Source organism: Marinomonas sp. BSi20584, from assembly GCF_002792415.1.
GTDB classification, from domain to species: Bacteria; Pseudomonadota; Gammaproteobacteria; order Pseudomonadales; family Marinomonadaceae; genus Marinomonas; species Marinomonas polaris.
On record NZ_KZ454879.1, the window covers coordinates 64003 to 78146 of the forward strand.

General features: G+C 42.4%; 13 protein-coding genes. 6 read left to right on the top strand and 7 right to left on the bottom strand.

The window, feature by feature from the left end; translation table 11 throughout:
* Nucleotides 1–21 precede the first annotated feature (21 nt).
* From TY87_RS11785 to TY87_RS11810, 6 genes are all read right to left on the bottom strand, one after another.
* Nucleotides 22–711, bottom strand: coding sequence for a response regulator transcription factor (locus tag TY87_RS11785; RefSeq protein ID WP_100187227.1), 690 nt, complete (start codon nucleotides 709–711; stop codon nucleotides 22–24).
* On the bottom strand, nucleotides 708–1778 hold the full coding sequence (locus TY87_RS11790) for a sensor histidine kinase (protein WP_100187228.1): 1071 nt from the start codon (nucleotides 1776–1778) through the stop codon (nucleotides 708–710). The genes TY87_RS11785 and TY87_RS11790 overlap by 4 nt, the downstream gene beginning before the upstream one ends.
* Before the next feature lie 131 nt (nucleotides 1779–1909).
* On the bottom strand, nucleotides 1910–3067 hold the full coding sequence (locus TY87_RS11795) for a glycerate kinase (RefSeq protein WP_100187229.1): 1158 nt from the start codon (nucleotides 3065–3067) through the stop codon (nucleotides 1910–1912).
* A gap of 55 nt (nucleotides 3068–3122) precedes the next feature.
* Nucleotides 3123–4109 (bottom strand): acrylyl-CoA reductase (NADPH), encoded by a 987-nt coding sequence (acuI, locus tag TY87_RS11800; protein WP_100187230.1) that lies wholly within the window; start codon nucleotides 4107–4109, stop codon nucleotides 3123–3125.
* A gap of 70 nt (nucleotides 4110–4179) precedes the next feature.
* On the bottom strand, nucleotides 4180–4851 hold the full coding sequence (acuR, locus tag TY87_RS11805; protein WP_232617122.1) for an acrylate utilization transcriptional regulator AcuR: 672 nt from the start codon (nucleotides 4849–4851) through the stop codon (nucleotides 4180–4182).
* Nucleotides 4852–4956: 105 nt separating this feature from the next.
* Nucleotides 4957–5835 (bottom strand): AraC family transcriptional regulator, encoded by an 879-nt coding sequence (locus tag TY87_RS11810; RefSeq protein WP_232617123.1) that lies wholly within the window; start codon nucleotides 5833–5835, stop codon nucleotides 4957–4959.
* Between the two features lie 186 nt (nucleotides 5836–6021).
* Here TY87_RS11810 and TY87_RS11815 point away from each other — a divergent pair, with 186 nt between their 5' ends.
* Nucleotides 6022–7080 carry an NAD(P)-dependent alcohol dehydrogenase gene (locus TY87_RS11815; RefSeq protein ID WP_100187232.1) on the top strand — a complete coding sequence of 353 codons (1059 nt, stop codon included), beginning with the start codon at nucleotides 6022–6024 and terminating at the stop codon, nucleotides 7078–7080.
* A 163-nt stretch (nucleotides 7081–7243) separates the two neighbouring features.
* Here TY87_RS11815 and TY87_RS11820 read toward each other — a convergent pair whose 3' ends face one another.
* Entirely contained in the window at nucleotides 7244–8605 is a 1362-nt protein-coding gene (locus TY87_RS11820; protein WP_100187233.1) for an 8-oxoguanine deaminase, read from the bottom strand.
* A gap of 695 nt (nucleotides 8606–9300) precedes the next feature.
* Here TY87_RS11820 and mnmG point away from each other — a divergent pair.
* The 5 genes from mnmG (at nucleotide 9301) to TY87_RS11845 (ending at nucleotide 14141) form a co-directional block, all read left to right on the top strand.
* Nucleotides 9301–11190, top strand: a complete 1890-nt coding sequence (mnmG, locus tag TY87_RS11825; RefSeq protein ID WP_100187296.1) for a tRNA uridine-5-carboxymethylaminomethyl(34) synthesis enzyme MnmG — start codon at nucleotides 9301–9303, stop codon at nucleotides 11188–11190.
* Between the two features lie 51 nt (nucleotides 11191–11241).
* A complete protein-coding gene (gene rsmG / locus TY87_RS11830; RefSeq protein WP_100187234.1) occupies nucleotides 11242–11868 on the top strand; it encodes a 16S rRNA (guanine(527)-N(7))-methyltransferase RsmG in 627 nt (208 codons plus the stop codon).
* Nucleotides 11869–11871: 3 nt separating this feature from the next.
* Nucleotides 11872–12639 carry a ParA family protein gene (locus tag TY87_RS11835; protein WP_012072131.1) on the top strand — a complete coding sequence of 256 codons (768 nt, stop codon included), beginning with the start codon at nucleotides 11872–11874 and terminating at the stop codon, nucleotides 12637–12639.
* 45 nt (nucleotides 12640–12684) lie between these two features.
* The gene (locus TY87_RS11840; protein WP_100187235.1) at nucleotides 12685–13569 is read left to right on the top strand and encodes a ParB/RepB/Spo0J family partition protein; all 885 of its coding nucleotides are present in this window, start codon (nucleotides 12685–12687) and stop codon (nucleotides 13567–13569) included.
* Between the two features lie 164 nt (nucleotides 13570–13733).
* Entirely contained in the window at nucleotides 13734–14141 is a 408-nt protein-coding gene (locus TY87_RS11845) for an ATP synthase subunit I (protein ID WP_198432079.1), read from the top strand.
* The last annotated feature ends 3 nt before the right edge of the window (nucleotides 14142–14144 follow it).

Consider the following 14144-nt stretch of genomic DNA (forward strand, 5'->3'; position numbering starts at 1 on the left):
TTTGAAGAGTCTTTCGATAATTTAACGATCAGATAACAATCGATAACCCAGACCAGGTTCCGTTTTGATAACGCGCTGATCATTGGCATTATCGTTGAGTTTTTTTCGCAGCTGGCTAACTAAAATTCGCAAGTAATGCGAGTCTCGGGTATGGGTCACGCCCCAAATTTTAGCCAGCAACTCTTCTTGCATCACCAGTTTGTCTGGCGTGGTCATCAGCATGCGTAAAAAGGCAAATTCCTTCTTGGTTAACGCCAAGGGGGAACCTTGTAACCAAGCCTGATTGGTGCTGATTTCTAGCTTAATATCTTGGATTTCTAGGACATCTGCCGATGAGTGGGTATTCACTAAATCCCGTAGTAAAACTTTCACTCGGGCAATTAATTCGCGAATGCCGAAGGGTTTGCTCAGGTAATCATTAGCGCCAGCTTCAAGCAGGCGAATCTTTTCATCTTCTTCATCCCGAGCAGTCAGAATCAAAATAGGTGTGTTGCTGGTAGCTCGCACATAGTTGACCAAATCCATGCCATCACCGTCTGGCAAGCCTAAATCCAAGATCAACAAATGCGGTGAATCTTGTTCAATCACCTGTTTTGCAGCGGCGATGGATTCCGCACCAAGATACTCAAAACCTTCTGCTGCTAATGAAATTCGAATGAAGGTATGGATTTGAGGCTCGTCGTCGACCACCAAGATTTTATAAGGGGTCATGATGCATTACCTTTTTCATTAATGGACGGTTCAACGCATGCAGGTAAACAGATACGAATTAGGCAGCCTTGCTCGACGGGAACAGATTGAATAGAACCATGGTGAGCAGCAATAATGCCTTTTGATACCGCCAAACCTAAACCTGTGCCGCTGTCATTACGTTTGAAAGAGTCGACCGAATAAAACAGCTCAAAGATGGTTTCAGACTGGGCAGAGCTGATACCAACCCCTTGATCTCGCACATCAATAACCACCTGAGGATGCTTATTATCTGTATCCAATAATTTTATAGAAATGGTGACAGGTTTATCTATTGGTGAGTATCGCAAGGCATTATCGATAACGTTAAAAATTGCCTGCTGAATAAGTGAAGCACTCACCGAAATCAGTGGCAGCTTGTCATCTATTTGCAGAATTAAACGAGATTTTTGCTGACTAAAACGATCCAATACAAGATGAATAATGGCAACGGCAGATTGCTCAGACACTCTTGGAACCACCACGCCATGGTGCAGTTTTGTCGCTTGCAGTAGGTTCTCTATGTATTGATGAAGACGATGACTTTCGATGGTGGCGCTGTCTAGCAACTCTTGCTTTTCCTGCTCCGAGAGCTTATCCATGTATTCTTTTAAGGTGCTCAAAGTACCAATAATGGTCGCCAGCGGCGTACGTAAATCATGAGAAACCGACAATAAAATACTGTTACGAAGCTGCTCTTGTTTTAATTGGTTTTGCTGATGTTGATATAACTCTGCCAGCTTACTGGTGATTACCGCCACCAGCAGAAATACCAGTAAATTCACTATGTCATCGCCATTAAACATCTCGAACGAATAACGCGGAACGGTAAACAGGAAGTTGAAGCAAAGCGCTTCAAACAGCGCCACGCCATACACCCAACGAGAACGACAGGATAAAGCGACTACCACCACGGCCAGTTGCAAAATCAACAAAACGGCAATATTTGATCCTAGCCAAATATCCAATCCATAGCTGATCAGCAAAGCCGTGCTAACAGCCAGTACCGCTAAATAGTGAGAGGGGATTGTTGGTGTTTTCATTTTCATGGTGTCGCTTGTCAACGCCTTTTAAGTAAGGAAGAGCACAAGCAAGACTGTAGCAAAGGGCGCAGAGATTGGCGCGTAAAAAAAACGTAACGTTTTTATTGGCCATCGCATTAATTGGACCGCCACATTAATTAGCTGATCAAACGACCTAATTGAATTGCGGCGGCGATGTTTCGTGATGAGTTGATTAGATTGCTTTGGGCTTGAGCCAAAACATTATCCAAACTATCGAGCGCCGGAATAATGGGGAATATCGCCAACATGCCGTGCACCAAAATAGCCTCGGCATCTTTACCCAAGCTACCAGCAATACCAATGGTTGGAACCCCGTTTGCGTTGGCTTGTTTCAACACGCCCATGGGTGTTTTGCCAAAGACAGTTTGGCCATCTATTCGGCCTTCACCAGTAATGACTAAATCGGCATTTTTCAGCTTGTCAGCCAGACCAACCGTTTCCATGACAATCTCGATGCCGGGCTTTAAAGTCGCATTAAGAAACACTTTCGCCCCCAAGCCCATGCCACCAGCCGCACCAGCGCCAGGATCGAGTCGATGGTCAGCAAAACCATTCTGCACTAAGAGATCCGCAAAGTGCTCGAGTGTTTTATCTAACAAGGTCACCATTTCTGGCGTTGCACCTTTTTGTGGACCGAAAATAGCGGAAGCACCACGTTCGCCACATAAAGGATTATCAACATCACAGGCAACATCGAAGCGGCATTCCGCTAGAAGAGGGTGCGCTTGGCTCACATCAACCTGACTCAATTGTGCGAGTGCCATGCCGCCAAAGGGCAGTTCTTGATGGTTATCGCCTTGAAATTGAATGCCCAATGCTTGTGCCAAACCGACGCCCGCGTCATTGGTTGCACTGCCACCTAATCCCAAAACAATGTGTTTAATGCCTCGATCTAAAGCATCTTTGATCAATTCACCGGTTCCGAAGCTTGTGGTGTAAAGTGGATCACGCTGATCTCGTGGCACCAAATGTAACCCTGAAGCAGAGGCCATTTCGATCACCGCGGTGGACGATGTTTGACCATCTACAGCCCCTAAAATACCGTATTGCGCCATGACTCTATTACCCAACGGACCGGTCACTTCAAGGTCAACTAAATGACCTTGAGTCGCATCAACCATAGACTGCACCGTGCCTTCACCGCCATCCGCCATCGGGACTTTGATATATTCCGCCTCAGCAAATACCTGACGAAAGCCCGCTTCAATCGCATTCGCTACTTCCAGCGCGGTTAAACTTTCTTTAAAGGAATCCGGTGCAATCACAATCTTCATAGTCAATCCTTGCTGCTGGTAAAAACAGTCTCGTCGATAAAACAGGAAAAGCGGGTTATTGAGCTTTTACATTCACCAATACTCGACCACGTACCTTTCCATCAAGCAATTTATAGGCCGTTTCTACTACGTCTTCCAAGCCAATTTCTTCACAGATGCTGTCAAAGTCTTCTGGTTGCAACAGTTCGCTTAAGCGTTGCCACGCTTCAATACGGTCTGCTAAGGGTCGCATGACGCTGTCAATGCCGATAAGTTTGACGCCGCGCAAAATGAAGGGTGCGACAGAAGCAGGGAAGTCCATACCTTGTGCTAAGCCACAGGCGGTCACTACGCCACCGTATTTTGTACTCGCACAAGCATTGGCTAAAGTGTGACTACCGACACAATCGATGACCCCAGCCCAACGCTCTTTCTGCAAAGGTTTACCTGGCTCGGAAAGCGTATTTCGATCAATGATGTCGCTCGCGCCAAGACTTTTCAAATAGTCGCTTTCTTCCATTCGTCCAGTTGAGGCAACCACGTGATAACCAAGACGATTCAGTAGACGAATGGCAAAACTACCAACACCACCATTGGCGCCAGTGACTAGAATTTCACCAGAATCAGGTGTAACACCTTGTTTTTCAAGGGCAAGTACTGACAGCATAGCGGTATATCCCGCTGTACCTATTGCCATAGATTGTTTAGCGTCTATACCTTTTGGCAGTGAAATGAGCCAATCGCTTTTGAGTCGAGCTTTTTGTGCAAGCCCACCCCAATGCATTTCACCCACACCAAAACCATTCAGTATGACGAAATCGCCTTCAGAGAAGCGATCAGAGTCGCTTTGTAAAACTTTACCAACTAAATCGATTCCCGGCACCATAGGAAAAGAACGCACAACAGGAGACTTACCAGTGATGGCTAAGCCGTCTTTGTAATTTAAGGTGCTGTAATGCACTTCAATCAACACATCACCTTCTGGCAGCAGATCTTCCTGCAGTTCAACCACAGATGCTGTACTTTTTTTATCTTCTTGGGTGATCAATAAACCTTTAAACATAAATCCTCCACTTTAGACCGTTCGTCTAGTTAAATAGCTAAAAACCCAGGCTTTGCTGCCTGGTTTATTGTTAATGGGTTTTGCTTTGAATCGCTTGGGTAAAAAATGTCATAAACAAGCTTAATGGCTGAGTGCTTTTTACTAATCTAGCTCGATGAACCGCGCCTTCCCAGCCAATCCAAAATGCCTGAGAAGCCTCTTCAATACTGCCTTGTATATCAATTTCACCTTGTTTTTGGCTTTCTAATAAACAGGTCGCAACGCGTGACTGCCAACTTTGGTAGGTCGCTTGTAATTGATCTCGAAATGCTTCTGATAACAAGGTAGATTCTTGCTCCAAGTTGCCGACTAAACAGCCACGCTTAAACTCATGATGGACAATGCCGTCTTGAGCGTCTTGGGCAAAACGCTTTAATCGCTCTAAGGGAGAAAATGCCTCATCGAGCAAAAAACCATCTAACTTAGCTTCGAAATAACGGCGATAGCGCTCTAAAACGGCCAAACCAAAGGCTTCTTTACTGGAAAAGTAATGATAGAAAGACCCTTTTGGCACACCAATCGATTTTAAAATCGGATCAATGCCACTGCGGGTAAAACCAGATTCTGTCAATATCAGCATACCAGCGCGTAACAAAGCTTCTCGAGTATCCAAAGCATCTATTGACGGCTTTTTTGGCCGCCCGCGACGAGGTTTATTGGGCTGATTGACGGCGATATCTGGTTTATCAAGGATAGAAAGCAAATGTTTATACCTAGGCAATAAAATACGATAGGCATTAATTTAGACCACTCGTCTATTAAATTCAATGACGTTAATTCATGTAAGTTAATTTAAGAACGTAAAGTCTTATATCACGGTATCTTCTCTTAGCTTGTCTTTTGTCGGTGGCGCGCCGAAGTAGCGTTTATAGTCTCGACTAAATTGATGCACGCTTTTATAGCCAACTTCTAAAGAAATCTGACTAACATTAAAATGACCTTGGTTTAACAGCATTTGTGCTTTTAAAAGACGCAAACGCTTCAAATACTGCAGAGGAGAAGATCCTGCTATATTTTTAAAGTGATGGTGAAAACTAGAAACACTCATGTTGGCATCTTCAGCGAGTTGTTCAATACGAACTTCTTGATCCAACTGCTGATGTAATTGCTTAAGAGAGTTCACTATCAACGAAAAGCGACCTTGGTTTAACACTAAGGCACGTAAAGCATCACCTTGTGGGCTTTGTAAGGCTTCAAAAACGACCTCCCTAACTCGACTTTGTCCCATTATTTTTGCAGTATGCGGATCATGTAACGCTTTGATTAAGCGAGAAACAGATTCAATCATGTCATCACTCATTGGGACGGATGACATAGGAAAATGAGATACAGATGGTTTTAATGTCTCTTCAGAAGAAACAGAAACTAACTCGGATAATAAAACAGGGTCTATATCGATAGAGACGCCTAAAAGCGGTTCTTGTTGGCTTGCAAAGGTTTCGCATTCGAAAGGCAGAGGCAGCGTTTGAACCAAGTAGTGACCAGAATTGTAGTGAATTTCACGGTCGCCTAAGTAGCCTATTTTTTGGCCCTGAACAATAATAGTGAGTCCTGGCCGGTAAATAAGAGGCATTCGAGGTAATGATTTTGCGCACTTCATTAGACGGACATTAGCAATCAATGTATCGCAGAAGCCATCCTCGTTCACTAGAGGTTTGATCAAATCTACTAAATTTATATCGCTCATCTTTGATCCACCCATCTATAAAAATCAATGAGGTTATTATGCATACAAGATTGTGTAGGAAAAGTTAAGTTTCACTAATTTGGAGAAATAGGCAAAACAATAGCAAGAATGCACAACACAAAATAAAGGATTTTACTCTACACTAGGTGTCACGTATTTCATGTTCAAACACTGGAGTAAAAATTTATGAGCCAAGCAAAATCCTATGCTGCACTATCTGCAACAACCCCTTTAGCACCATTTTCATTTGAACGCCGCGCTCTTCGTGAAGACGATGTAAACATCGATATTCTTTATTGTGGTGTTTGTCATTCTGATATTCATACAGCGGAAAGTGATTGGGGCCCAAGTAATTACCCAATCGTTCCAGGCCATGAAATTGTCGGTAAAGTGACAGAAGTTGGCAGTAAAGTATCTAAATACAAAGTTGGCGATATTGTCGGCGTCGGTTGTATGGTCGACTCTTGTCAGCATTGTTCCCATTGTGCAGCTGACTTAGAGCAATATTGTGATAATGGCCCAGTTGGAACTTACGGTGCTCACGATTTAATCGACGGTACCTTAACTTACGGCGGTTATTCTGATCATATCGTTGTGCGTGAAAAATTCGTCTTATCCATTCCTGAAGCCTTGGAATTGAGTAAAGCAGCACCTTTATTGTGTGCTGGTATCACGACGTATTCTCCACTTCGTCATCACGGTATTAAAGCTGGTGATAAAGTTGGTATTTTAGGCATGGGCGGCTTAGGCCATATGGGCGTGAAATTCGCCAAAGCCTTTGGTGCGGAAGTGACTATTTTCACTCGTTCTGAAAGCAAAATTGCGGAAGCGAAAAAACAAGGCGCGGATCACGTTATTGTGTCGACTGATGAAGAACAAATGAAAGCGGCAGCGATGACGTTTGATTATTTGTTAGACACCATTCCTGTTCAACACGATTTGAACCCGTACCTTGGTTGCTTAAAAGTCGATGGCACGCACATTTTAGTCGGTCTTATCGAACCAATGGAACCAGCGGTTCATGCGGCGAATTTGGTGATGAAACGTCGTGTTCTTACTGGTTCTTTGATCGGTGGTATCGCAGAAACACAAGAAATGTTGGAATTCTGTGCGGAACACAATATCGAGTGTGATGCTGAGATGATCAATATCCAAGATATTAACCAAGCTTATCAGCGTATGAAAAAAGGCGATGTGAAATACCGCTTCATCATTGATATGAAAAGCTTGAAAGAAGAAGCTTAATCGAGCTTTATAGCTATTTTTTGTTATCTTAAAATAGGTTGATAGTTAAAAAGCGCCTTTGATAGGCGCTTTTTTTGCTCTATTTCTATTCTTCTCTATTTAGAGAGTTAGAGAGTTAGAGAGTTAGAGAGTTAGAGAGTTAGAGAGTTAGAGAGCAATTACGTTACTTTTTAGCTAATAACTTATTCGCTAAACGCAGCGCATGAGCAGAATGCTCAGCCATCAATTGTTGTCTATCAATCCCAATCGCATGACCATTTTCTACCGTCCATTTTCCCGCGATCATCACTCGATCGGCTTTTTGTGCGCCACATAATAGAAGCGCCGCTAAAGGATCATGACTGCCTGAAAAACGCAGTTCATCAAGTTTAAAAAGCGCCAGATCAGCTTGCTTTCCAACGGCGATTTCGCCAATGTCTTCACGTCCAAGTACCGCTGCGGAACCTTTGGTCGCCCAACGATAAGCATCGAAGTGAGAAACATTGGCGGAACCATAGCGTAATCGTTGAATATATAAAGCTTGGCGAACTTCCATAATCATATTTGAGCCGTCATTTGACGCGGAACCATCAACACCGAGTCCAACCAAGGCGCCAGCTGCTTCTAGTTCATTATTTCGTGCAATACCCGAACCCAGCATCATGTTTGAGGTTGGACAATGGCAAATCCCCACTTTGGCTTTGCCTAATCGGCTAATTTCATCCTCATCAAAGTGAATACCATGTGCTAACCAGGTCCTATCATGTAACCAACCGACACTTTCTAAATAATCGACCGTACGCATACCAAAGCGCTTTAGACAAAAATCTTCTTCATCTAGGGTTTCGGCAAGATGAGTGTGTAATCGTACATTTTCGGTTTTTGCTAATTCCGCGCTGCTTTTCATAATGTCTGTGGTGACGGAAAAAGGCGAACAAGGTGCTAAGGCGATTTGAATCATCGCGCTTTCACCTCGTTGATGATGAGCTTTAATCAATCGCGCACTGTCATCAATAATGGTTTTTTCATCCTGAACAGTAGATTGAGGTGGCAAGCCGCCATCTTTTTCTCCCAAACTCATGGAACCACGAGTAAACATTGCGCGCATACCAAGAGACTTAGCAACATCAACTTGCACATCGATGGCATTTTCCATACCGGCGGGGAATAAGTAATGATGATCTGCAGCAAGCGTACAACCGGATTCCATTAATTCCACCATGGCAAGCTTGGTCGCGCTAGCAAGCATCTCCGGCTCTAATTCAGCCCAAAGCGGATAAAGAGTCTGTAACCAAGGAAATAACGCTTTATTAAGAGCATCTGGAAAAGCCCGAGTAAGCGTCTGATAAAAATGATGATGCGTATTGATTAAACCAGGTAAGACAACATAATTAGAAGCATCAAAAATAACATCATAGTGGCTGGTGGGTGTTTTCCCAGCTACAACCAACTCACAAATTTTTCCATCACGAATCACCACACCACCTTCCGCATTGGATGCCAATATCGCTTTAGGTGATTGAATCCAAGTCGCTCGCCCAATCATAGTAATCCTCATCTTTGTCGTTTGATCTGCTAAAGATTACTACAAAAGCAAAATAGTTACTCACAGGTGGATATTTTATGAATTGTCTTTCTTTCTCCACAATGACTCACACACCAGCAAAAAGCAGGGTCTAGCGTAATTATTCACATTAGTGATATAGAAAAAATACGCCTAAATGGATTTTTTTTATTTATTTGCTTGTGGATTAAATTTTTAAAAAAAATGGTGAATTTTGTGTTAAAAAACTGATAAATCCTTTTTAAACAACACTTTAATGTATTAACAATACAAAAAAACGCCTGTTGATAAGTATGGTGATAGGTTGATAAGAAGTTTTGCACAGTTTTTAACAACTTTGGCCTTAAAAATCGACTCTGTATAAGTGGCTGTTTTATACACAGGTTCAGGTTATCCACACCACAAGATAACCAGCCCTGTCTTAACAAGATGTTATCTGTGTAAATATTTAATAAATATAGTTTTTTTATTCTTATGCACAGATATTTGCTTGCTATATAAACATAACAAACATAAAAGAACTTATATACTTACTTAAATATATTAATATTGATGACCGGGATAAGTGGGTTTCGATCTCTTTCTTTTTGGAAATTTGCCTATATACTAAGCGGCCTCAATCGATGGTTGATCGTTTTTTATTCATTTTTCTATTTATTAGTAATACCGAGGTTCCTGTGGATTTCCCAAGTCGCTTTGATGTGATTGTGGTTGGTGGCGGACATGCCGGTACAGAAGCTGCTTTAGCTGCAGCACGTATGGGCGTTAAAACTTTGTTACTTTCTCACAACATTGAAACTTTAGGACAAATGTCCTGTAACCCTGCCATTGGTGGCATTGGGAAGTCCCATCTTGTAAAAGAAATAGATGCTTTAGACGGCGCTATGGCATTAGCAACGGATCAAGCTGGTATTCAATTTCGTACTTTGAATTCACGCAAAGGTCCTGCTGTTCGAGCCACTCGTGCTCAAGCAGACCGTATATTATATAAAGCGGCTATTCGTCATAAATTAGAAAACCAAGAAAATCTATGGCTTTTTCAACAATCAGCTGAAGATCTTATTGTTGAAGATGGTGCTGCTCGTGGTGTCATTACTCAGACGGGTATACGTTTTAATAGTAAAACCGTTGTTTTAACAGCCGGTACTTTTTTAGGTGGTGTTATTCACATTGGCTTGCAAAACCATTCAGGTGGTCGAGCTGGAGATCCACCATCCATTGGCTTGGCACAAAAACTACGTGCTTTGCCATTTCGTGTTGATCGCTTAAAAACAGGTACGCCACCTCGAATTGATGCTCGAACGGTTGATTTCTCAAAAATGCAAGCTCAGCCTGGTGATGATATTGATCCGGTCATGTCTTACATGGGCAATCGCGCAATGCACCCTCGTCAAATTGAGTGTTTTATTACTCATACCAACGAACGTACACACGATATTATTCGTGCGGGAATGGATAGATCTCCTATGTACACTGGTGTGATTGAAGGTGTTGGTCCACGTTATTGCCCTTCTATTGAAGATAAAATCGTACGTTTCGCCGATAAAAACTCACATCAAATTTTTATTGAGCCAGAAGGTTTAACGACACACGAACTTTATCCAAATGGTATTTCGACTTCTTTGCCATTTGATGTACAAATTGAGCTAGTTCGTTCGATGAAAGGCATGGAAAATGCTCATATCATTCGTCCAGGATATGCTATTGAATACGATTATTTTAATCCGCAAGATTTGAAATATTCCTTAGAAACCAAACATATGCCTGGTTTGTTTTTTGCTGGACAAATCAATGGTACAACAGGCTACGAAGAAGCGGGTGCCCAAGGCTTACTTGCTGGTTTAAACGCGGCCTTGCTTGCACAAGATAAAGATGCTTGGACACCTCGACGTGATGAAGCGTATCTAGGTGTACTAGTCGATGATCTGATCAGTATGGGTACAAAAGAACCATACCGTATGTTCACTAGTCGTGCGGAATATCGTTTGATTTTACGTGAAGATAACGCCGACATGCGTTTAACAGAGAAGGGCCGTGAACTTGGCTTGGTATCTGATGAACGTTGGGCTGCCTTCTGCAAAAAACGCGAAGCGATTGAGTTAGAAACACAGCGGCTTAAATCTAGCTGGATTGTTCCAAATACGCCTGAAGCGGATAGCATTAATCCAAAACTGGAAACACCGATTACTCATGAGTACAGTTTATTAGATTTGCTTAAACGTCCGAATATTGTTTATTCCGATATTGCGAATTTGAAAAACAGTCTTGATGAGCCGGTAGATGAGCAAGTTTCTGAGCAAGTTCAAATTGCGGTAAAATACGCGGGTTATATCACTCGCCAAGCAGAAGATATTGAGCGTTTACGTCGTCAGGAAAATACGGCATTGCCTGATGATTTGGATTATTCCAAGATGGAAGGCTTATCAAATGAGATCAAACAAAAGTTAACTCAGTTGCGTCCAGCCACGCTTGCTGCGGCTTCTCGAATCCAAGGTGTAACGCCTGCTGCGGTATCCTTACTATTAATTCACTTGAAAAAACGTGCGATTGCGCGCAAAAGTGCCTAGAATCATCAGCCGATAATCCCTAATTGCTATCTTTATAGAAATGGATCGACTGTGACACACTTTGACACTATTCAAAAAGGCGCCCAACAAATGGGCGCTGCTTTATCTGATGAAACGATTCAGACTCTTGTAAAATACCTAGCCATGCTAGAAAAGTGGAACAAGGCTTATAACCTGACTGCTATTCGTGATGTTGAGCAAATGATCTCTTTGCACTTATTAGACAGTTTGGCGACTTTACCTTTTATAACAGGGGACAATATTATAGATGTTGGTACTGGACCTGGCTTACCTGGTATGGTGCTTGCTATATGTTACCCTGAAAAACGTTTCACCTTACTCGACAGTAACGGCAAAAAAACACGTTTCTTGACGCAAGTTAAGATGGAATTGGGCATTCATAACGCCACGGTGGCAAATGAACGGGTTGAAAAACACAGTCACCAAGGGGAATACGATCACGTTATTTCTCGAGCTTTTGCTTCATTACAAGATATGATTAATTGGACTTTACCTCTTCCAAAAGAGACAGGTAATTTTCTAGCCATGAAAGGGGTTTACCCCAGTGAAGAAATAGCGGCGCTACCAAAAGAGGTTGGTTTAGTATCTGTAGAGCCTCTTAATGTGCCAAATGTTCAAGCGGAGCGTCACATGGTAGTGATGACGCGTAAAGGATAAATCATGGCAAGAATCATCGCAGTTACCAACCAAAAAGGTGGTGTGGGCAAAACCACCACCTGTGTCAATTTAGCGGCATCACTGGCGGCAATGAAGCGCCGAGTATTATTAATCGATTTAGATCCGCAAGGTAATGCGACTACTGGAAGTGGCTTTACTAAAGAAGAGTTAGACACTAGCGTTTACGACGTATTGATTGGTTCTCATGGCGTAAAAGAAGTCATGAAAAAAAGCATGCCTGGAGATTACTGGGTATTGCCTGCAAACGGTGATTTAACTGGTGCAGAAGTGGTTTTACTTGATTTACCGAGTAAAGAAACCCGTCTGCGTGCTGGCCTGTACGAAGTCGACAGTGACTTCGATTACATCTTACTAGACTGTCCACCTGCTTTGAATATGCTGACGGTAAATGCTTTAGCCGCTTCTCAAGGTGTATTGATTCCGGTGCAATGTGAATATTACGCGTTAGAAGGGTTAACAGCGTTATTGCAAACGATCAATCGTATTACTCAAGCGTTAAATCCGTCTCTAGAGGTCGAAGGTATTTTACGAACCATGTATGATCCTCGCCCCAGCTTAACGCATGATGTATCTAGTCAACTTCATAAGCATTTTGGCAGCAAGGTTTATGATACCGTGATCCCTCGAAATATTCGTTTAGCAGAATCACCAAGTTACGGTTTACCTGTCTTGCATTATGAGAAACAGTCTCGTGGAGCTATCGCTTACCTCGCATTAGCGGGTGAGTTTATTCGAAAATCTGTCGCATAATTACTGTTTTATAAGCGTACTTTAATACCAATTAGGGTTAATGAAATGACGATGAAAAAAAGAGGTCTAGGTCGTGGCTTAGATGCATTACTAGCACCACAATCAACGCCAACCAATGAGGCTGATAGTGGCTATAATAGTGAGCAAATAAAAGGCCTAACTTATTTACCTGTGGATTGGCTTTCTAAAGGTAAATTTCAACCTCGTCGTGATATGAACCCTGCGCAATTAGAAGATCTCGCGGCTTCAATTCGTAATCAAGGTATTATGCAGCCTATTGTTGTACGACCAAGTGGTCACAATCAATATGAAATTATCGCGGGTGAACGCCGCTGGCGAGCTGCCAAATTGGCCGATTTAAAGCAGGTTCCTGTCATCGTTCGTCATGTTGAAGATGCTGATGCCGTGGTTCTTGCTTTGATTGAAAATATTCAACGTGAAGACCTAAACCCAGTAGAAGAAGCATTAGCTCTACAACGTCTAGTTGAAGATTTTCACCTTACCCAACAAGAAGTTGCAGATACGGTTGGTAAATCTCGTTCAACTGTAGCGAATTTATTACGTTTGTTAGGATTGACGCCTGAAGTTCGTCGTTTGTTAGAACATGGTGATATTGAAATGGGCCATGCGCGAGCTTTATTACCTTTAGAGCATGACAAACAAATTCAAGCGGCGTCACAAGTTGTCACTAAATCCTTGTCTGTCCGTGAGACAGAAAGATTGGTGAAAAACTTCCAAGTTATTGAAAAAAATGAAGATAGCAAACCTATCCTGCCAGATTTAAGTGCAGAAGCAGAACGCATTAGTCAAAAAATTAATGCGGCGGTGAAAATACAACCTTCAGCCAAAGGAAAAGGTAAGTTGGTTATTGAGTACCGTAACCCAGAACACCTAGAACTCTTGATTAGTGAACTGCTTGCAGGGAAATGAAGCAATTCGTGACAAGTGCTTTTTTCTATCTAGACAAGATGGCTAGAAAGTGATCGTGAGAATCAGTTTAAGTTGAACACGGCAGCTATTACCCATATAATGCCTCGAATTTTGTAAATCATCACATTGATTGCACTTTTATAGTGCGAAAAGAGAGTTGGGTAATGGAGACAAAAAAGCCACTAAGCGCAAGTGCAATTATTAGCGCTAAAAAGAAGGCTATATTTCGTTTCCTTTTATTGCAATTTTTACTTACTTTTTTAGTTTCTTTGGGAATTTTTTACATTGCTGGTGGTCTGTATGGGTACTCGTTTATATTGGGCGCTTTAACCAGCATATTACCGAGTGTTTATATGGCTTGGCGAATCTTTGGTTACAAAGGGACTCGCCCAGCAAAAGATGTCGTCAGATCATTCTATCGAGGAGAAGCCGGTAAGTTGGCTATGACAGTGGTTTTATTGTCGCTGGTTTTTCTTCTGATAAAACCATTAGCTGCAGGGGCTTTCTTTGCAGGTTTTGGCGGTGCAATTTTGAGCCATTGGCTCAGTCCTATCGTGCTAAGAAATACCTAGCAT

Excerpts from the sequence above, each read along its gene's own strand:
- TY87_RS11785 (WP_100187227.1), bottom strand. The coding sequence starts at position 711 with ATGACCCCTTATAAAATCTTGGTGGTCGACGACGAGCCTCAAATCCAT.
- TY87_RS11790 (WP_100187228.1), bottom strand. The coding sequence starts at position 1,778 with ATGAAAATGAAAACACCAACAATCCCCTCTCACTATTTAGCGGTACTG.
- TY87_RS11795 (WP_100187229.1), bottom strand. The coding sequence starts at position 3,067 with ATGAAGATTGTGATTGCACCGGATTCCTTTAAAGAAAGTTTAACCGCG.
- acuI (WP_100187230.1), bottom strand. The coding sequence starts at position 4,109 with ATGTTTAAAGGTTTATTGATCACCCAAGAAGATAAAAAAAGTACAGCA.
- TY87_RS11810 (WP_232617123.1), bottom strand. The coding sequence starts at position 5,835 with ATGAGCGATATAAATTTAGTAGATTTGATCAAACCTCTAGTGAACGAG.
- TY87_RS11815 (WP_100187232.1), top strand. The coding sequence starts at position 6,022 with ATGAGCCAAGCAAAATCCTATGCTGCACTATCTGCAACAACCCCTTTA.
- TY87_RS11820 (WP_100187233.1), bottom strand. The coding sequence starts at position 8,605 with ATGATTGGGCGAGCGACTTGGATTCAATCACCTAAAGCGATATTGGCA.
- TY87_RS11835 (WP_012072131.1), top strand. The coding sequence starts at position 11,872 with ATGGCAAGAATCATCGCAGTTACCAACCAAAAAGGTGGTGTGGGCAAA.
- TY87_RS11840 (WP_100187235.1), top strand. The coding sequence starts at position 12,685 with ATGACGATGAAAAAAAGAGGTCTAGGTCGTGGCTTAGATGCATTACTA.
- TY87_RS11845 (WP_198432079.1), top strand. The coding sequence starts at position 13,734 with ATGGAGACAAAAAAGCCACTAAGCGCAAGTGCAATTATTAGCGCTAAA.